This is a genomic window from Polaromonas sp. P1_A2, assembly GCF_056406895.1.
In genome coordinates this window covers 250,189-268,101 of record NZ_JBFTZI010000004.1, presented here as the reverse complement: position 1 = coordinate 268,101, position 17,913 = coordinate 250,189, and the positions used below count along the sequence as shown (strand labels likewise).

The following is a 17,913-nucleotide window of genomic DNA, read 5'->3' as shown; positions in this document are numbered from 1 at the left end:
CCCGAGCCCGGCCGCGCGCCCGGCGAAGGCTTCGCAAGCATGACCGCACCGTCCATCGCCTGGGCCGATCCGGCACGCGCCGCCGCCTTCGAACAATGGCTGGCCGCCACGGCCCGCCAGCACCACCTGCAAGCCGGCACGCTGAGGCCGGCCTCCGCCGACGCGAGCTTTCGCCGTTACTTCCGGGTAGACGCCGCATCGGGCGGGGGCAGCTGCATCATCATGGATGCGCCGCCCGCGCAGGAAGACTGCAAACCCTTTGCCAAGATCGCCGGCCTGATGGCGGACGCCGGCCTGAACGCGCCGCGCGTGCTGGCATGGGACGAGCCCCTGGGCTTTATGCTGCTGAGCGACCTGGGCGCGCGGACCATGATGGAAGTGATCGCCCCGCCCGCCGCGGTCGACGCGATTGCCAGCCCCGCATCCGCGCACTACGAGCTGTACGCCCAAGCGGTGGACGTCCTGGTGCGCTGGCAGCTCGCATCGAAGCCGGGCGTGCTGCCCCCCTATGACGATGCGCTGCTGTCGCGCGAACTCTCCCTATTCCCGGACTGGTACGTCGCCAAACACCGCGGCCTCGCGCTGGACACCGGCCTGCGGGACAAACTCGAAGTCCTGTTCACGCAGATCAAGGCCAGCAACCTCAATTCGCTGGACGGCGCGCGGGTGTTTGTGCACCGCGACTTCATGCCCCGCAACCTGATGATTCCGGACGGCGCATCAGCAGCGCCCGCGGATGCGCCGCCACTCGGCGTACTCGACTTCCAGGACGCGGTCTACGGCCCCATCACCTACGACATCGCCAGCCTGATGCGCGATGCCTTCCTCAGCTGGGAAGAGGATTTTGTGCTCGACATCACCGTGCGCTACTGGCAAAAGGCCCGCAAGGCGGGCTTGCCGGTCGGTGACGATTTCGGCGAGTTTTACCGCGCCGTCGAATGGATGGGCCTGCAGCGCCACCTCAAGGTGCTGGGCATTTTCGCCCGCCTCACGCTGCGTGACGGTAAGCCCAAATACCTGGCCGACACCCCGCGCTTCATCAAATACGCGCGCAACACCGCCGCGCGCTACCGGCAGCTGGGCCCGCTGATGGTGCTGCTCGACGAGATCGAAGGCAATGAGACCCGCGTGGGCTACACGTTTTAAGGCCATGCCATGAATGCCCGCTTCTACGCCGACATCGCGCTGGTGCCGGGCACGACGGTCCAGCTGCCACCGGACACCGCCCGCCACGTGCAGGTCCTGCGGCTGCAGCCCGGGGACGCCCTGTCGCTGTTCAACGGCCAAGGCGACGGCCTGCCCGGCAGCGAAGGGGAATTTGAGGCCACGGTCGCGCGCATGGGCCGCAGCGAGGTCGAGGTCACCATTGGTGCGTACACCCCGACGGCGCGCGAGGCCGGCCGCGCCATCCACCTGGCGGTCGGCATGCCGGCCAACGAGCGCATGGACTGGCTGGTGGAAAAAGCAGCCGAGCTGGGCGCGGCCAGCATCCAGCCCCTGATGAGCGAGCGCAGCGTTCTGCGCCTCAAAGGCGAGCGTGCCGACAAAAAAATCTCGCACTGGCGCGGCGTGGCCGTCGCCGCCTGCGAACAATGCGGCCGCAGCCGCGTCCCGCTGATCCACGAGGTCGCCAGCCTGGCCGACTGGCTCAAGAGCGCCGGGAACGCGGCCGCGGACGGAAGCCGCCTGCTGCTGTCGCTGCGCGAGGGCAGCCGCCCGCTGGCCCAGGCGGTGCCGGGCAGCGGCGCGCTGACGTTTTTGAGCGGCCCCGAGGGCGGCCTGAGCCCCGCCGAGGAAGCCGCCGCCATTGCGTGCGGCTTCAGTCCCGTCACGCTGGGCCCGCGTGTGCTGCGGGCCGAAACCGCGCCGCTGGCCTGCCTGTCCCTGCTCACACTGGGTGGAGCCGCATGAACCGCAATCTCTGGCTGCTGGCCGTCTGCCAGGGCCTGTTCCTGACCAACAACGTCACCTTCATCGCCATCAACGGCCTGGTCGGCCTGAACCTGGCGCCGCTGGGCTGGATGGCCACCCTGCCCGTCATGGGTTATGTGGTGGGCGGTGCGCTGTCGACCGCGGTGGTGGCGCGCACACAATCGCGCTTCGGGCGCAAGACCTCTTTCCAGCTGGGCCTGCTGGTGGCCGTGGCCTCGGCCCTGCTGTGCTGCTATGCGGCCTACAGCCGCAACTTCTGGCTGCTGGTGACGGCCACGGTGGTGGCCGGCTATTACAGCGCCAACGCGCAGCTCTACCGCTTCGCCGCGGCCGAGCTGGCCCTGCCGGCCTTTCGCGAAAAAGCCATTTCGCTGGTCATGGCCGGCGGCCTGCTGGGCGCCGTCGCGGGGCCCAACCTCGCCGCGCGCACGCGGGAGCTGACCGCCGTGCCTTTTGCCGGCGCCTACCTGGCGCTGGCCGGCGTGGCGCTGCTGTCCATGGCCTTGCTGGCCTTCATCCAGTTCCCGCCGCCGCCCGAAGCACATGCGGCCCGCGGCGGAAGGCCGCTTGGCGAAATCATGCGCCAGCCGGTCTTTATCGTGGCAGCGGCCGCCGGCGCCCTGGGTTTTGGCGTGATGAATTTGCTGATGGCCGCCACGCCCATCGCCATGCAGGTCTGCGGCCTGCCGTTTTCCAGCGTCGCGCTGGTGCTTGAGTGGCATGTGATCGGTATGTTCGCGCCGGGCTTTTTCACCGGCCACCTGATACGCCGCTTCGGCACCCTGCCCATCATGGCGGTGGGCCTGCTGCTCAACGTGCTGTGCGTGCTGATCGCGCTCTCTGGCGTGGACCTCAAGCAGTTCCTGGGGGCGCTTTTCCTGCTGGGGCTGGGCTGGAATTTCCTGTTCACCGGCGCCACCACGCTGGCGCTCACGGCCTACCGCCCCGAAGAAAAAGACAAGGCGCAGGGCGCGCTCAATTTCTGCATTTTTGCCGTGCTGGCGGTTTCGTCGCTGGCCTCGGGCGTGCTGGTCACCACGCAGGGCTGGGCCTTGCTCAACCTCGGTTCGCTGCTGCCGCTGGGCTTGACCGGCGCCTTGCTGGCCTGGCTTGCACTGGGCCGGCGCAGGGAACAGAATGCCTGAGGCCTTCCGCGTTTTTTCTCCTGCTTTCTCCCGTTTTTATTTCACCCTCACTTGAGGAGTTCGTCATGGGTTTACTTGATTCAGTCCTGGGCAGTGTCCTCAACAACAACGGCCAGCAGGGCCAGGCCGGCGCGGGCCTGGGCGGCCTCATCGGCATGCTGGCCAGCAACCCGCAACTGATCCAGGTCGCCACGGACATGCTGGCCAACAACGGCGGCCAGGGCGGCCTGGGTGGTCTGGTCAGCAAATTCGAACAAGCCGGCCTGGGCGACGCCATCCAGTCGTGGATAGGCAGCGGGGCCAACCAGCCCGTCTCCGGCGACCAGGTCACCAGCGCGCTGGGTGCCGGCACCGTGTCCGACATCGCCGCGAAGCTGGGGCTGGACCCCGGCGATGCCGCCAGCCAGCTTTCCCACATACTGCCGGGCCTGATCAACCACCTGACGCCCGAAGGCCAGGCGCCCGAGCAGGGCCTGGGCAACGGCGAGGACTTGATGGGCATGCTGGGCGGCCTGCTGAAGCAGGCGCGCTGATCTCGTGAAGGGGCCGGCGCCCGCAAGCGCAGCCTAGAAACGCGCGTCCAGCCAGGCCTTGAGCGTGTCGAACACCGGCACCGAGTCGGTTTCGTTGAAGATCTCGTGGTAGAGGTCCTCAAAGCAGCGCGCGGTCACCGTGCCGGGCTTGACGGCGCGTGAGCTCGCGGCGCTTTCCGCGAAAGCGCGGCTGCCCGCCGGGTCGACCAGCCGGTCCGCGCCCGCATACATCAGCAGTGTGGGCGTGCGCCACTGGGCGGCGGCCGCTATGGTGGCGGGGCCGGCCGTCGCGATGAACTTGCCCAGCCGGGGCGAGATCCGGTTGTGCACCAACTTGTCGGTCAGGTATTTCCTGACCACCTCCGGGTCGTGCGAAAGATAGTGCGGGTCCAGGCCGTTGCCCACGCAAAAGTCGGGGGCCAGCCTGGGCATGAAGGCCAGCAGCAATTTCTGCAGGGGATTGAGGCCCGCATCCAGCGCCGGCGAAGACATCACCAGGCCTTCGACGGGGCGTATGCCCAGCGAAACAAAACGGCCCACCACCAGGCCGCCCAGGCTATGGCCCAGCAGGACCAGCGGGATCTGGTCGGGTTCGGCCGACGCATGGTGCGAGGGAGACTCCTTCAGCAGGCGCATGCAGCGCAGCCGCGTGTCGTCAACCACCTCGGCCAGGTCCTCGAGCAAGGTGCTGTCGGCGGGCAGCACGCCGCGCGCGCCGCCGGACTCGCCATGGCCGCGCTGGTCGTAAGCGCGCACGGCAAAACCCCATTCCATCAGCTGGCGCGCGACATGGTCGTAGCGCAGGGCGTGTTCGCCCAGGCCGTGCACCAGCAGCACGACGGCGCGCGGCGGCGGCGCGTGTGGGCCCATTTCGTCGGCCCAGGCGTCCAGCGGCCACTCGTACAAGGCCAGGTTCTCGCCATCGCGGGCGGTGAAGGGGGCTAGGATGGTCGAATGCATGCGGCGGCGAAAGCCTGGCCTGTGGCAAGCGCGCGCGGCAGGCCGCGATGCGAAAGAAAAGGACGCCGCACCCGAATCAACCGGGGACGCGGGCCATCACGTGCGCGACCGCGGCGGTCAGCTTCTTGGCGTAGGGCACGTTCAGGAATTCGTTGGGGCCGTGGGCATTGCTCTTGGGACCCAGCACGCCGCAAACCATCATCTGCGCCTTGGGAAAACCCTTGCTCAGCATGTTCATCAGCGGAATGGTGCCGCCCTGGCCGATCGTGCCGCAGGGCGCGCCGAAAAAGCTTTGCGACGCGTCATTGAGCGCGTTCTCGAACCAGGGCACGGTGCCCGGTGCGTTCCAGCCCGTGGCCCCGCCGTTGCTTTCGAAGGTGACTTTGGCCTGGTAGGGCGCGTTGTCTTCGAGCAGCGTCTTGAGCTCCTGCACCGCCGCGCCGGCATCGATCAGCGGCGGAAACCGCAGCGAAAGCTTGAAGGCGGTGTAGGGGCGCAGCACATTGCCGGCGTCCTTGAGTGCCGGGAAACCTTCGGCGCCGGTCACGCTCAGCGTGGGGCGCCAGGTGCGGTTGAGCAAAGCCTCGACCGGGTCGGTGGTGGTGGGCAGGGCGAAGGTGCTGGAGCCTTCGCAGTCGTAATGCGCCCACGGAAAGCGCTTGTAGATTTCCTCGCCGAGGATTTTGGCGGTGGCCTGCGCCTGGGCCAGGCGGTCGGCCGGGATTTCGCAGTGAAAGCTTTGCGGCAGCAGGCGGCCGGTCTTGCTGTCCTCGAGGCGGTCCAGCACCTGGCGCATGATGCGAAAGCTCGACGGCACCAGGCCGCTGGCGTCGCCCGAGTGCACGCCTTCGGTGAGGATTTCGACCTTGAGCACGCCGGCCGCGTTGCCGCGCAGGCTGGTGGTCAGCCACAGCTGGTCGTAATTGCCCGCGCCGGAATCCAGGCACACCACCAGCGCGACCTCCCCCAGGCGCTCGCGCAGCGCGTTGACGTAGGGCAGCAGGTCGTAGGAGCCGCTTTCTTCGCAGGTTTCGATCAGGCCGACGATGCGCGGGTGCGGCACGTTTTGCGCCTTGAGCGCCTGCACGGCGGCGATGCTGGCGTAAACCGCATAACCGTCGTCGGCGGCGCCGCGGCCGTAGAGCTTGCCGTCCTCGTACTTGGCTTTCCAGGGGCTCAGGTCATTGCGCCAGCCGGTGAACTCGGGCTGCTTGTCGAGGTGGCCGTACATCAGCACGGTCTGCGTGGAATCGGCGCGGGTGGCCGGGATCTCAAAGAACAGCACCGGCGTGCGTCCTTCGAGGCGCACGATCTCCAGCTTGAGGCCTTCGACCTTCTGCGCCTCGACCCAGGCCGCCGCATTGCGCATGACGGTGTCAATGAAACCGTGCTGCGCCCAGTCGCTGTCGAAAGTGGGGGACTTGGCGGGGATAGAGATGTAGTCGGTGATCTGTTTGACGATGTCGCCGTCCCACTGGGCCGTGACCTGGGACAGGGCCTGGGCGGCGTTGAGGATGCTGGCGGGGATTTCGCGGTGCAGTGGGGCGTTCATGGGAAAGGCTCCGGGAGAAAAATGTCGGCTTTTTAGGACAGCGTTTTGCTGCGGCAGCTGCTACTGTACGCTTCCGGCACAGACCACGCCACATAGACCCGCAATTGGAGAATTCAACCTGCAGCGCCGGCAGCCGGCGAGGGCAAAGATATCTCCTCTATTTGGACGAGAGACCAGACAAGTACGCCACGGAGCCGCCATGACACCAGCCAGCCGCGCGCAAGCGCCATCTTCCGCCGCGCCTTCCACCGTCGATGCCCGCATACGCGCGGGTGTGGGCGGCTGGACTTTTGAGCCCTGGCGCGGCAGCTTTTTTCCGCCCGGCCTGCCACACAGCCGGGAACTCGAATACGCCAGCCGCCAGCTGAGCGCCATCGAGGTCAACGGCACCTATTACGGCACGCTCAAGCCGGCCAGCTTCAGAAAGTGGCATGAAGAGACGCCGGACCACTTCGTGTTTTCCCTCAAGGCCTCGCGCTACGCGACCAACCGCCGCGTGCTGGCGGAGGCGGGCGAGTCCATCCAGCGTTTCACCGAAAGCGGCATCAGCGAGCTGGGCGGCAAGCTGGGCCCCATCGTCTGGCAGTTCATGCCCGGCAAGGTGTTCGAGGCCGGCGATTTCGAGGCCTTTCTGGCCCTGCTGCCCAAACAGGTGGACGGCCTCGCGTTGCGCCATGTGGTCGACGTGCGCCATGAAAGTTTCATGTCGCCCGACTACCTGGCGCTCGCGCGCCGTTACAGGGTTGCGACGGTATTTACCGACGCTGACAAGTTCCCGTCCTTCGCCGACCTCACGGGCGACTTCGCCTATGCCCGCTTGATGATGAGCGAGGCAGGCCTGGAGACCGGCTATGAGGAAGGCGCGCTGCACGCCTGGGCTGAACGTGCAAGGCAATGGGCCGCGGGCGGCGCACCCGGGGACCTGCCAGCGCTGGAAGAAGCCCCGGCGCAGGGAAAGCCGCGCGACGTGTTTGTGTATTTCATCAACGGCGCCAAGGAAAGGGCGCCTGCCGCGGCCATGGCGTTCTTAAAGCGCCTGGGCTTTACGCCCCCAGCTCAGGGCTAGGAGGCCATGGCCTCGCCCAGCCGGATCTCGCGGCCGGGCGCCCACTCGGGATTGAACTGCAGCGGCCCCTTGGGAAACAGCATGACGACGGTGGAGCCCAGCAGGAAGCGGCCCATTTCCTCGCCTTGCTTCAGGCGTATCGCGGAGGTCGGCTCGTCGGGGTAGTCCCATTGCCGCACGTCCTTGCCGCGCGGCGGGTTGACCACGCCGTGCCAGACCGTGGCCATGCTGCCGACAATCGTCGCGCCAACCAGCACCAGCACAAAAGGCCCGCGCGCCGACTCAAAGACGCAGACCACGCGCTCGTTGCGCGCGAACAGGCCCGGCACGCCGCGCGCGGTGACGGGATTGACCGAAAACAGCTCGCCGGGCACATAGATCATGCGCACCAGCCGGCCGTCGCAGGGCATGTGGATGCGATGGTAATCCCTGGGGCTTAGATAGAGCGTGGCGAAATGCCCGTCCTGGTAGCGCGCGGCCAGCGCCGCATCGCCGCCCACCAGCGCGGTGGTGGAATAACGGTGGCCCTTGGCCTGGAAGATCTGGTCTTTCTCAATGGCGCCGAACTGGCTGATCGCGCCGTCCACCGGCGACACCAGCTCGGCCGCCGCGAGGGGCCGCGCGCCGGGCTTGAGCGCGCGCGTGAAAAAGTCGTTAAAGGTCGGGTAGCTGGCGATGTCCGGGTTCAGCGCCTCCTCCATATTGACCCGGTACTTGGCGACAAAGCGGCGGATGATTTCCGTCGTGACCCAGCCGCGCTCGCGCGAAGCCACAAAACCGGCAAAGGAAGTCAGCGCCTGCTTGGGAAACAGGTATTGGGGGAGAACGGCGAATCGGTCGGACACTAGGCGGCTTGAAGGGTGAAGGAAGGGCCATTCTATCGACGCCCAAACGCCTTGCCGCCGCGCGGCGCTGCCTTACTGTGCGGGATAACCCGCCTGCGCGAGCACCGCCGCCACGGCCTGCCGGTCTTGCGAGGTCTGGACCACGACTTTTTTGGACGCCAGGTCCATATGGACCTGCGCGGCCGGGTCCAGTGCCTTGACGGCCTTGGTGATGGCGCCGGCGCAATGGCCGCAGCTCATGGCGGGGATCGTGAATTCCATAAAGCCTCCTGAGAGTGGTGAAAAGGGTTGGCGGGAGTCTGAACCTTCCCATGGGGGCAAAGTCCAGCCAGGCCGGCCAAACCCGCCCCGCGTCTGTGGCTATTGTCCCCGGGGCTTGACCCTCCCATGATGGTAAGGTTCAGACTGCCTGACATGAATACCACGACCTCCCTGAAAATCCCGCCTGCCGCGGCCGCGCTGGCCGAATGGCGGTTTCCCGTCCAGGGCATGAGCTGCGCCTCCTGCGTGGCGCGCGTGGAACGCTCGCTGGCCGCCGTTCCCGGCGTGCAGGACGTCAGCATCAATTTCGCGACCGAGCAGGCCAGCGTCAAGGCGCGCGGCGACGTCGGCATGGACACCTTGAAGGCCGCCGTCGCGAAAGCCGGCTACAGCGTGGCCGAACAAACCTTGAGGCTCAGGCTAGAGGGCATGAGCTGCGCCTCCTGCGTCTCGCGTGTGGAAAAAGCGCTTAAACAAGTACCGGGCGTGCTCTTGGCCAGCGTCAACCTCGCGACCGAAACCGCTGAAGTCAGCGTGGCCGGCAGCGCCGCCATGCTGCCCGCGCTGGTGGCGGCAGTGGCCAAGGCCGGCTACCAGGCGCGCGACATCCCAGCGGCCGGGGAAAGCCCTGCCAACAAACCCGCCGCCTGGTGGCCTGTCGCGCTGGCCGCGGTCCTGTCGGCGCCGCTGGCCCTGCCCATGGTGGGCGCGCTGTTCGGCCGGGAGTGGATGCTCGATGGCTGGCTGCAATGGCTGATCGCCACACCGGTGCAGTTCTGGCTGGGCGCGCGTTTTTACCGCGCGGGCTGGAAGGCCTTGCGCGCGGGCACCGGCAATATGGACCTGCTGGTGGCCCTGGGCACCTCGGCGGCCTACGGCCTGAGCGTCTACCAGCTGCTGCGCCACGGCGGCCACGGCATGGCCCATCTGTACTTTGAAGCCTCGGCCGTCGTCATCACGCTGGTATTGCTGGGCAAATGGATGGAGGTGCGCGCCAAGCACCAGACCACCGCCGCCATCCGCGCGCTGCAGGCACTGCGGCCCGACACCGCGCGCCGCCGGCAGGGCGGCAAAGACGAGGATGTGGCCCTGCAGGACATCCAGCTCGGCGACCTGGTGGTGGTGCGCCCCGGCGAGCGCATCGCGGTGGACGGCGAAATCGTCGAAGGCGCCACCCAGGTCGACGAATCCCTGATCACCGGCGAAAGCCTGCCCGTGGCCAAACACGCGGGCGAGCGTGTGACCGGCGGCGCGGTCAATGCCGAAGGCCTGATCGTGGTGCGCACCACGGCCATAGGCGCGGAGTCCACGCTGGCGCGCATCGTGCGCATGGTGGAGTCGGCCCAGGCCAAAAAAGCGCCGATTCAACGCCTGGTGGACCAGGTCAGCGCCGTCTTTGTGCCGGTGGTCATAGGCATTGCGCTGGTCACGCTGCTGGGCTGGGGCCTGGCCACGCAGAACTGGGAAGCCGCCATCCTGAACGCCGTCGCCGTGCTGGTGATTGCCTGCCCCTGCGCGCTGGGCCTGGCCACACCCACCGCCATCATGGTCGGCACCGGGGCCGCCGCCCGCCAGGGCATCCTGATCAAGGACGCCGAGGCGCTGGAAGTCGCGCACAGCCTCAAGGTCGTGGCCTTCGACAAAACCGGCACCTTGACCGAGGGCAAGCCCGAACTGGTGGCACTACAGTCGCACGGCATCGCAGAGCAGGAACTGCTGGCCTGGGCCGCCGCCATCCAGTCGGGCAGCGAGCATCCGCTGGCCCGCGCGGTCATGCGGCGCGCGATGGAGCAAGCGCTTGAGATTCCCGCGGCAACACAGCTGCGAGCGGTCGCCGGGCGCGGCATGGCCGCCGTGGTGGCCGGCCGCGAACTGCGGCTAGGCAGCCCGCGCTTTATGCAGGAGCTGGGCCTGGACCTCAGCAGCTTTGCAGCACTCGATGCGCGCGCCAGGGAACTCGAAGCCCAGGGCCGCACGGTGTCCTGGCTCGCCGACGTCGCGGGCACGCCCCAGTTGCTGGGCCTGCTGGCCTTTGGCGACACGCTCAAAACCAGCGCGGCGCCGGCCATGGCCAGTCTGCATGCGCTGGGCATACAAATCGCCCTGGTGACCGGCGACAACCGCGGCAGCGCCGATGCCGTGGCGCGGCAGCTGGGCATAGACCTGGTGCACAGCCAGGTGTTGCCCGAAGACAAGGCCGCCATCATCGGCCGGCTCAAGGCCGGCGTGCAGGCCCAGGGCGGACGCGTGGCCATGGTGGGTGACGGCATCAACGATGCGCCGGCCCTGGCCGCGGCCGACGTGGGCATTGCCATGTCCACCGGCACCGACGTGGCCATGCATGCGGCCGGCATCACGCTGATGCGCGGCGACCCGTCGCTGGTGGCCGGCGCCGTCGACATTTCACGCCGCACCTACGCCAAGATACGCCAGAACCTGTTCTGGGCTTTTGTTTACAACGTGGTTGGCATACCGCTGGCCGCGCTAGGCCTGCTGAGCCCCGTGATCGCCGGCGCCGCCATGGCGCTGAGCAGCGCCAGCGTGGTGATGAACGCCTTGCTCCTGCGGCGCTGGAAAGGAAACACCCATGACTGAAACCGTTGACAGCACAGGTCCGCTCAACATCGGCCAGGCTGCCGCGCGTTCCGGCGTGTCGGCCAAGATGGTTCGCCACTATGAATCGCTGGGCCTGCTGCCCGCGGTGCACCGCAGCGACGCGGGCTACCGCCAGTACGGCGAAAAAGAGGTGCACACTTTGCGCTTCATACGCCGCGCCCGCGCGCTGGGCTTCAGCATGGCCGAGATCGCCGAGCTGCTCAAGCTGTGGCAGAACAAACGCCGCGCCAGCGCCGACGTCAAACGCATCGCGCTGGCCCATGTGGCCGACCTGGAACGCCGCATTGCCGAGATGGAGGCCATGAAGCAGACCCTGGGCCACCTGGCGCACTGCTGCCAGGGCAACAGCCGGCCTGATTGCCCCATCCTGACTGAGCTGGCGGCCTGAGCAGGGCCCAATGAAATGTCCGGATCCGGCGAGCGCAAGCGAGCCGGCGGATTTATCCTGGGGGTATTGATGGCTCTTCCATCGCCTCACGGACCGCCGCATGCCACCTCTTTCAAGCACACTTTCCCTGTTGCCCGCCGAGACGGATGACTGGGCGGCCACCACCGCCACGCTGGACCTCCACGGCAACGCCGTGCTCCCGCAATTGTTGAGCGCACGCGAATGCAGGGCCGTGGCCGAGCTGTATGCCGACACGCGCCATTTCCGCAGCCGCGTGCTGATGCAGCGCCACGGCTTCGGCCAGGGCGAATACCAGTACTTCAGCTACCCGCTGCCGGACAGCGTGGCGCGGCTGCGCGCCACGCTGTATCCGCGCCTGGTCGGCGTGGCCAATGCCTGGAACCAGGCCATGGGCATAGATGTCCGCTATCCGGCCGACCACGCCGATTTTCTCGCGCGCTGCCACCAGGCCGGCCAGCAGCAGCCCACGCCGCTGCTCTTGCAATACGGGCCCGGCGACTACAACTGCCTGCACCAGGACCTGTATGGCGAGCATGTGTTCCCCCTCCAGGTCGCGGTGCTGCTGTCGCGGCCGGGCGAAGACTTCACCGGCGGCGAATTTGTGCTGACCGAGCAGCGCCCGCGCATGCAGTCGCGGCCCGAGGTGGTGCCGCTGCAGCAGGGTGATGCCGTGGTGTTTGCCGTGCACCACCGGCCGGTGCAGGGCAACCGCGGCTTTTACCGCGTCAACATGCGGCACGGCGTGAGTACGGTGCGCAGCGGCCACCGGCATACGCTGGGGATTATTTTTCATGACGCTGAGTGATGGCCGCTGGCGCAGCAAAGCGATCCAGGAGATGGTGTGACCCTGCAGCTTTTTGATGAGGCACCGGCGCCGTATGCGGCTCCGGAGACGATCGCCCCGGGCGCGGCTCTATTGCGCGGCTTTGCCCTGGAGGTTGATGAAGCCTTGCTGCAGGCCGTGGACGCAGTCACTGCGGCAGCACCGCTGCGCCACCTGGTCACGCCGGGCGGCTACACCATGTCGGTCGCCATGAGCAACTGCGGTGAACTGGGCTGGGTATCGGACCGCAGCGGCTACCGCTATGACCCCAGGGACCCGCTCTCGGGCAAGCTCTGGCCGCCCATGCCGGATTGTTTTTCCAGGCTCGCTTTAAAGGCCGCGGCGGAGGCGGGCTTTGGCAACTTCCGACCGGACGCCTGCCTGATCAACCGCTATGAACCCGGCGCGCGCCTGTCGCTGCACCAGGACAAGGACGAAGGCCAGCTGGATGCGCCGATTGTGTCGGTGTCGCTGGGCCTGCCGGCGGTGTTCCTGTTCGGCGGCTTGAAGCGCAGCGACAAGCCCGCGCGCTACCGCCTGCTGCATGGCGACGTGGCGGTGTGGGGCGGTGCGTCGCGGCTGGCTTACCACGGCGTGGCACCGCTGGCCGAGGGTGAGCATGTGCGCCTGGGCAGGCAGCGCATCAATTTGACGTTTCGCTGCGCGCGCTAAGCAGGTGCTGAATGGGCTTCGAACGCGCTCAGGCGCGTTCGCGAAATTTTTTCAGCCAGCCCAGCCCGTCGCTTGTGGCGCCGGCCTGGGCGCCGCGCAGCGGTTTGTATTCGCAGCCCACCCAGCCGCCGTAGCCCAGTTCATCGAGCAGCGCAAATAGATAGGAGTAATTGATTTCGCCGACGTCGGGCTCGTGGCGGCCCGGCGCGCCGGCGATCTGCAGGTGGCCGACATGGCCGGTGGGCAGGTATTTGCGCAGCTTCATGGCCAGGTCGCCTTCAACGACCTGGCAGTGGTAGAGGTCCATCTGCACCTTGAGGTTGGCCGCGCCCACTTCACGGATGATTTCGTGCGCATGGTCCTGCCGGTTCAAAAAAAAGCGCGGGATATCGCGGGTGTTGATGGGCTCTATCAGCAGGTCCACGCCCACCCTGGCGGCCAGCGCGGCCGCCTCGCGCAGGTTGTTCACATAGGTGGGCTGCGCCGCCTCGCGCTCCATGCCCGCGGGCAGCACGCCGGCCATCACATGGATGCGCGGGCAGCCAAGGGCCTGCGCGTACTCCAGCGCGATGGCGATGCCGGCGCGGAACTCGGCCTCACGGCCGGGCAGGCAGGCCGTGCCTTTTTGCGAGGAGGCCCAGGCTTTCTCGATGCCGGCCGGGTCCACGCCGCCCGGCGGCGCATTGAACAGCACCAGCTGCTGGCCGTTGCGCTGCAGCATGGCCTTGAGTTCGTCCGGCGCCCAAACGTAGGGCGAGAGGATCTCCACGGCCGTGAAGCCATCGCGCGCGGCGGCGCCAAAGCGTTCGGCCATGGGAAGCTCGGTGTACATCCAGCTGAGGTTGGCGGCGAATTGGGGCATGGGCTTCAGGCGGCGGCTGCGGCGGCTGTGCCAGGACCGGGCGCGGTTTGGCATTCCCAGAATATGCGCGCCGTGCAGTGCCGGCAAATGTCCGGGTCCAGCTTGTTGAAGATGGTGGCGATCGCGGTGAACTTGTCGGGAAACTGGTGTTCGGGCCCGAGCACGCTCGTGAAACCGGTCTTGCGCCACATGCGTATCACTTCGGGCCGCGGCCGGTGGAAGTACAGGTCGCCGCCCATGGCGCGGCGCGCGGCGAGTTCGGCCTCCCAGAGCTCGGCGCCGGCCAGGTCGATGAAGTTCATGCTCTTGCCCATGACCAGCAGGTGTTTTTGCGGCTGGGGCTGGGTGCGCAATGCGTGCAGGATGTCGGCCACATGCTGGGTCGCACCGAAATACACCTCGCCCTCCATGCGCAGCAGTTTGAGCTGCGGGCACTCCGGCAGCGCCTGGCGCGGCCCCTCGTCGGGCCCGTCAGGGCCCGACGTTTTTTTGGTTTCCAGCCCCGCATCGGGCGAGTTGTCTATCACCACAAACTGGCGGTCCAGGCCGCGGCTGTCAAAACCCATGGTGCGCATCGCGGGCTTTGAGGTGCGGTAGAGAAAAGACATCAGCGACAAGATCATGCCCAGCAGGATGGCGATTTCCAGCCGGATGGTGACGGTCGCCGCCATGGTGGCCAGGGCCACACCGAAATCGCTGCGGCTCAAGCTGAACAGCTGGCGCCAGCGCGCGGCGTCGAGCAGCGCGAAAGCCACCAGCACCAGCAGCGCCGCCAGCGCGGCCATGGGGATCTGCGCGAGCAGCGGCGCGCTGAGGGCCACCAGCGCCAGCAACAGCAGGGCGGAGAACACCGAGGCCAGCGGCGTGCGCGCGCCGGCCTCCAGGTTGGGCATGGAGCGGTTCATGGAGCCGCAGGACACATAACTCGAGAAAAACCCGCCCACGATGTTGGACAGGCCCTGGCCGCGGAACTCGCGGTTGGCGTCTATGCGCTGGCCGGAGCGCAGCGCCACCGTCTTGGCGATCGAGATCGCCTGGCCCAGCGCGACGATGGTCAGCGCGAAGGCCAGGCCGACCAGGTCGGCGGCCTGCGCCCAGCTGATGCGCGGCAATTCAAAGCGCGGCCAGGGCACGGGAATCTGGCCCACGGTGCGCAGCGCGGCCGAGGGCTGGGCGCCGGGGTACAGCCAGCCGCTCCAGACCCAGGCCAGCGCGGTGGCCACCACCAGGCCGATCAGCATATAAGGCCAGTTGCGGCGCAGGCGGCGCAGCAGCAGAGCCACAGCCAGCGTGATGGCCGCGACGCCCAGCGCCAGCGGCTGGGCGGAAGTGAGGTTCGTGAGCGCATGCCCCAGCACGGCAGCCGCGCTGTGCTCCGGCGCGGCCGCCAGGCCCAGCAAGTCGGGCAGGGCGTGCACGGCGATCAGTAGTGCGGCGCCCGAGGTAAAACCGAAAAGCACGGCCGGCGAGATGAAGTTGGCCAGCACGCCCAGGCGCAGCGCGCCTATCAGCCACTGCATGACGCCCACCATCACGGTGACAGCCAGCGCGAGCTGGATATACAGCGGGCTGAAGGCCATGGCCAGCGGCGAGAGCATGGCGAACAGGGCCAGCGAGTTGGCGTTGGTCGGGCCCGACATGACATGCCGGCTGGAGCCGAACAGCGCGGCGATGATGCAGGGAATGACGGCGGTGTACAGGCCGTAGGCCGGCGGCAGGCCGGCCAGCGTCGCGAAGGCAATGCCTTGCGGCAGTACCAGCACCGCGCCCAGCAGGCCGGCCATCGCGTCGGCCCGCAGGGTGGCGGGCGACACTTCGCGCACCCAGTCGCCGAACAGGCGTTCCAGGAGCGGAATTGATGACCGGGATGCTGGGGCGGCTGAGGGTTCCATCACAAGGGCTTGAGCATACCGCGCCCGGCATGCCGGCCGCCCCGGGCGATCAGGCCAGGCCGGACAGGCGCAGCAGCAAACCGGCCAAGGCCGAGGCCGCGATCACCGGGATCACGCCGCGCTTGTAGCGCAGCAGGGCCACGGCCGCGCCCAGCGTGATGGCCAGCGCGTAAAAGTCCACCCGGGCCAGCCAGGGCCCGCCCGTGTCCGCGCGCAAGGCGATGTGCGCGAGGAAAAACAGCGCCAGGCTGGCAATCACGCCGACCACCGCGGCTGTGATGGCCGTCAGCGGCGCGGTGAAATGCAGCTTGCCGTGCGTGGACTCGACCAGCGGCCCGCCGGCGAGGATGAACAGAAAGGAGGGCAAAAAGGTGAACCAGGTCACCACCGTGGCCGCCAGCGCCGCGCCCAGGAACAGCATGTCCGGCCCCAGCACCTGCCTGGCCCAGCCGCCCATAAAGCCGACAAAGGCCACCACCATGATCAGCGGGCCGGGCGTGGTTTCGCCCAGCGCCAGCCCGTCAATCATCTGCGGGCCGCTCAGCCAGTGGAATTGCTCGACCGCGCCTTGGTAGACATAGGGCAGGACCGCATAGGCGCCGCCGAAGGTGAGCAGCGCGGCCTTGGTGAAAAACCAGCCCATTTGCGTGAGGGTGGCGTTCCAGCCTTGCGTGGCCAGCAGGGCGCCCATGGGCAAGAACCAGAGCATGGCGCCCACGCCCAGCACGGCGGCCAGGCGCGAAGGCTTGAAGCGCGCATGCGCCGGCGTCGGCGTGTCGTCATCGATCAGCGCCGGGCCGTAGCCCTTTTGCGCGGCACCATGGCCGGCCCCGCCGGCGAACTGCGCAGGCGCGAAGCGCGCGCCCAGCCAGCCCAGCACGGCTGCGCCCAGTACGATGAGCGGGAACGGCGTGTTCAACACATAGATAGCGACAAAGCTGCTAATGGCGATGGCCCACAGGATGGGCGCTTGCGAGGGCGTCTTGAGCGAGCGCGAGCCTATACGGTGCACAGCCTGCAGCACGATGGCGGCCACCGCCGGCTTGATGCCGTAAAAAAGGCCCGCAACCAGCGGCACCTGGCCAAAGACCACATAGACCCAGCTCAGCGCGACCAGGATGAACAGCGAAGGCAGCACAAACAGCGCGCCGGCCACCACGCCGCCCCAGGTCCGGTGCATCAGCCAGCCTATGTAGGTGGCCAGCTGCTGCGCTTCGGGGCCTGGCAGCAGCATGCAGTAGTTGAGCGCGTGCAAAAAGCGCTGCTCGCTGATCCAGCGTTTTTGCTCGACGAGTTCGCGGTGCATGATGGCAATCTGTCCGGCCGGCCCGCCAAAGCTGATAAAGCCCAGCTTGAGCCAGAACTTCAGCGCGTCGGCAAATGAGACGGCCGCCGGCCGTTCATGCGACAGGGGAAGGGATGAGGGCAAGGCGGTCGTCACTTCGCGGCTCCGGTCATGGTTTCGGGTTTCCAGCTGTGCGGCTCGCCATGCGCCTCTCGGCACCAGGCAAAGAGCGCGTCATACAGCGGCATGGCGGCTTCCAGCATGGCGTGGTCGTCCTCGGCGTGCAGGCGCGACAGGCCCAGCGAAAAGGCCAGCAGGCCGGCCGATTGCGGGGCGAGGTCCAGGCGGTCGGTGTCGGCGCCGCGCACGATGCGCGCCAGCACCTTGAGCGCGGGATGCTCCAGGCCGAAGGCCTTGAGCAAGGTATCAAAGCTGCACAGCTCACCCTCGTGCGAGACCGGTGCCCCCGGAATGTCATAGGCCACGGCGCCCAGGTGCTTGGCCTCGGCCAGCACCTGCAGAGTAGGCACATACAAAAACTCGGCGCGCGGGTCTATGAAGCGGCGCACCAGCCAGGGGCAGGCGATGCGGTCAATCTTGGGCCGCTCGCGCGTGATCCAGCGCGAGGGCTGCTCACCGGTGACGCCCCAGTCCGGCCGTTTGGCCACCGTGGGCGGGCGCTGCGCGCGCCACTGGGCAATGTCCTGCGGCGTATCGACGCCGTCTTCGCCGCCGACGATACCGCCGGCCAGCGCGAAGGCATTCCAGCCAGCGGCCCGCAGCTCGGCGACGGCGTCCGCGCTGACGTTGTGCCCATAAACGCAATAGGCCACCACCTCGCGCGGCGGCTCCGAGGCCGCAAACGCGGCCACGTCTTCAGGCGCGCAGTAGCGGGCGCCCGCGATCAGCTGGGGGCTCTCGCGGAATTTGGCTTCGCGCCGCACGTCGAGCAGCAAGGGCGCATCGGCGCGGCCCATGCGGGCTGCGAGATCCTGGGGAGAGATATGGGGAACGGAAAGGGTAGAGGTGTCCACGGAGTACTCCAATGAGTTGCCAGCGC

At 67.7% G+C, this 17,913-nt stretch carries 17 protein-coding genes; 9 read left to right on the top strand and 8 right to left on the bottom strand.

Annotated elements, in window-relative coordinates; all coding sequences use genetic code 11:
- Positions 1–39 precede the first annotated feature (39 nt).
- The 4 genes from AC1D09_RS17325 (at position 40) to AC1D09_RS17310 (ending at position 3,610) form a co-directional block, all read left to right on the top strand.
- On the top strand, positions 40–1,146 hold the full coding sequence (locus AC1D09_RS17325; protein WP_477662187.1) for an aminoglycoside phosphotransferase family protein: 1,107 nt from the start codon (positions 40–42) through the stop codon (positions 1,144–1,146).
- Positions 1,147–1,155: 9 nt separating this feature from the next.
- Positions 1,156–1,911, top strand: coding sequence for a 16S rRNA (uracil(1498)-N(3))-methyltransferase (locus tag AC1D09_RS17320; protein WP_477662186.1), 756 nt, complete (start codon positions 1,156–1,158; stop codon positions 1,909–1,911).
- A complete protein-coding gene (locus tag AC1D09_RS17315) occupies positions 1,908–3,077 on the top strand; it encodes an MFS transporter (protein ID WP_477662185.1) in 1,170 nt (389 codons plus the stop codon). The genes AC1D09_RS17320 and AC1D09_RS17315 overlap by 4 nt, the downstream gene beginning before the upstream one ends.
- A gap of 65 nt (positions 3,078–3,142) precedes the next feature.
- Positions 3,143–3,610 (top strand): YidB family protein, encoded by a 468-nt coding sequence (locus tag AC1D09_RS17310; protein WP_477662184.1) that lies wholly within the window; start codon positions 3,143–3,145, stop codon positions 3,608–3,610.
- A 33-nt stretch (positions 3,611–3,643) separates the two neighbouring features.
- On the opposite strand, the gene AC1D09_RS17305 is transcribed toward AC1D09_RS17310, so the two are convergent.
- Together AC1D09_RS17305 and AC1D09_RS17300 are read right to left on the bottom strand one after the other, a co-directional pair.
- Positions 3,644–4,570: a lysophospholipase gene (locus tag AC1D09_RS17305; protein WP_477662183.1), complete on the bottom strand. Its 927-nt coding sequence runs from the start codon at positions 4,568–4,570 to the stop codon at positions 3,644–3,646.
- 76 nt (positions 4,571–4,646) lie between these two features.
- Positions 4,647–6,122, bottom strand: coding sequence for a M20 family metallopeptidase (locus AC1D09_RS17300; protein WP_477662182.1), 1,476 nt, complete (start codon positions 6,120–6,122; stop codon positions 4,647–4,649).
- Between the two features lie 199 nt (positions 6,123–6,321).
- Here AC1D09_RS17300 and AC1D09_RS17295 point away from each other — a divergent pair, with 199 nt between their 5' ends.
- The gene (locus tag AC1D09_RS17295; RefSeq protein WP_477662181.1) at positions 6,322–7,188 is read left to right on the top strand and encodes a DUF72 domain-containing protein; all 867 of its coding nucleotides are present in this window, start codon (positions 6,322–6,324) and stop codon (positions 7,186–7,188) included.
- On the opposite strand, the gene asd is transcribed toward AC1D09_RS17295, so the two are convergent.
- Together asd and AC1D09_RS17285 are read right to left on the bottom strand one after the other, a co-directional pair.
- Complete coding sequence (gene asd / locus AC1D09_RS17290; RefSeq protein ID WP_477662180.1) at positions 7,185–8,033, bottom strand: archaetidylserine decarboxylase; 849 nt, start codon at positions 8,031–8,033, stop codon at positions 7,185–7,187. The two genes, AC1D09_RS17295 and asd, sit on opposite strands and share 4 nt — an antisense overlap.
- A 72-nt stretch (positions 8,034–8,105) precedes the next feature.
- Complete coding sequence (locus tag AC1D09_RS17285; RefSeq protein ID WP_477662179.1) at positions 8,106–8,294, bottom strand: heavy-metal-associated domain-containing protein; 189 nt, start codon at positions 8,292–8,294, stop codon at positions 8,106–8,108.
- Positions 8,295–8,447: 153 nt separating this feature from the next.
- On the opposite strand from AC1D09_RS17285, the gene AC1D09_RS17280 reads away from it, so the two are divergent.
- From AC1D09_RS17280 to alkB, 4 genes are all read left to right on the top strand, one after another.
- Complete coding sequence (locus AC1D09_RS17280) at positions 8,448–10,889, top strand: heavy metal translocating P-type ATPase (protein ID WP_477662178.1); 2,442 nt, start codon at positions 8,448–8,450, stop codon at positions 10,887–10,889.
- Positions 10,882–11,298: a Cu(I)-responsive transcriptional regulator gene (gene cueR / locus AC1D09_RS17275; protein WP_477662177.1), complete on the top strand. Its 417-nt coding sequence runs from the start codon at positions 10,882–10,884 to the stop codon at positions 11,296–11,298. Before AC1D09_RS17280 ends, cueR begins: the two co-directional genes overlap by 8 nt.
- Before the next feature lie 100 nt (positions 11,299–11,398).
- Positions 11,399–12,124 (top strand): 2OG-Fe(II) oxygenase, encoded by a 726-nt coding sequence (locus AC1D09_RS17270; RefSeq protein WP_477662176.1) that lies wholly within the window; start codon positions 11,399–11,401, stop codon positions 12,122–12,124.
- Between the two features lie 36 nt (positions 12,125–12,160).
- Positions 12,161–12,814: a DNA oxidative demethylase AlkB gene (alkB, locus tag AC1D09_RS17265; RefSeq protein ID WP_477662175.1), complete on the top strand. Its 654-nt coding sequence runs from the start codon at positions 12,161–12,163 to the stop codon at positions 12,812–12,814.
- 28 nt (positions 12,815–12,842) lie between these two features.
- On the opposite strand, the gene otnI is transcribed toward alkB, so the two are convergent.
- The 4 genes from otnI to AC1D09_RS17245 are packed head-to-tail and all read right to left on the bottom strand — an operon-like array spanning position 12,843 to position 17,887.
- Positions 12,843–13,676 (bottom strand): 2-oxo-tetronate isomerase, encoded by an 834-nt coding sequence (gene otnI / locus AC1D09_RS17260; protein ID WP_477662174.1) that lies wholly within the window; start codon positions 13,674–13,676, stop codon positions 12,843–12,845.
- Positions 13,677–13,681: 5 nt separating this feature from the next.
- The gene (locus tag AC1D09_RS17255; RefSeq protein WP_477701152.1) at positions 13,682–15,568 is read right to left on the bottom strand and encodes a SulP family inorganic anion transporter; all 1,887 of its coding nucleotides are present in this window, start codon (positions 15,566–15,568) and stop codon (positions 13,682–13,684) included.
- Between the two features lie 49 nt (positions 15,569–15,617).
- A complete protein-coding gene (chrA, locus tag AC1D09_RS17250) occupies positions 15,618–17,009 on the bottom strand; it encodes a chromate efflux transporter (RefSeq protein WP_477701151.1) in 1,392 nt (463 codons plus the stop codon).
- Entirely contained in the window at positions 17,006–17,887 is an 882-nt protein-coding gene (locus AC1D09_RS17245; RefSeq protein ID WP_477664262.1) for a chromate resistance protein ChrB domain-containing protein, read from the bottom strand. Before AC1D09_RS17245 ends, chrA begins: the two co-directional genes overlap by 4 nt.
- Between the last annotated feature and the right edge of the window lie 26 nt (positions 17,888–17,913).

Excerpts from the sequence above, each read along its gene's own strand:
- AC1D09_RS17310 (WP_477662184.1), top strand. The coding sequence starts at position 3,143 with ATGGGTTTACTTGATTCAGTCCTGGGCAGTGTCCTCAACAACAACGGC.
- cueR (WP_477662177.1), top strand. The coding sequence starts at position 10,882 with ATGACTGAAACCGTTGACAGCACAGGTCCGCTCAACATCGGCCAGGCT.
- AC1D09_RS17320 (WP_477662186.1), top strand. The coding sequence starts at position 1,156 with ATGAATGCCCGCTTCTACGCCGACATCGCGCTGGTGCCGGGCACGACG.
- AC1D09_RS17255 (WP_477701152.1), bottom strand. The coding sequence starts at position 15,568 with ATGGAACCCTCAGCCGCCCCAGCATCCCGGTCATCAATTCCGCTCCTG.
- AC1D09_RS17325 (WP_477662187.1), top strand. The coding sequence starts at position 40 with ATGACCGCACCGTCCATCGCCTGGGCCGATCCGGCACGCGCCGCCGCC.
- AC1D09_RS17295 (WP_477662181.1), top strand. The coding sequence starts at position 6,322 with ATGACACCAGCCAGCCGCGCGCAAGCGCCATCTTCCGCCGCGCCTTCC.
- otnI (WP_477662174.1), bottom strand. The coding sequence starts at position 13,676 with ATGCCCCAATTCGCCGCCAACCTCAGCTGGATGTACACCGAGCTTCCC.
- AC1D09_RS17300 (WP_477662182.1), bottom strand. The coding sequence starts at position 6,122 with ATGAACGCCCCACTGCACCGCGAAATCCCCGCCAGCATCCTCAACGCC.
- AC1D09_RS17280 (WP_477662178.1), top strand. The coding sequence starts at position 8,448 with ATGAATACCACGACCTCCCTGAAAATCCCGCCTGCCGCGGCCGCGCTG.
- AC1D09_RS17315 (WP_477662185.1), top strand. The coding sequence starts at position 1,908 with ATGAACCGCAATCTCTGGCTGCTGGCCGTCTGCCAGGGCCTGTTCCTG.
- AC1D09_RS17285 (WP_477662179.1), bottom strand. The coding sequence starts at position 8,294 with ATGGAATTCACGATCCCCGCCATGAGCTGCGGCCATTGCGCCGGCGCC.
- AC1D09_RS17270 (WP_477662176.1), top strand. The coding sequence starts at position 11,399 with ATGCCACCTCTTTCAAGCACACTTTCCCTGTTGCCCGCCGAGACGGAT.
- AC1D09_RS17305 (WP_477662183.1), bottom strand. The coding sequence starts at position 4,570 with ATGCATTCGACCATCCTAGCCCCCTTCACCGCCCGCGATGGCGAGAAC.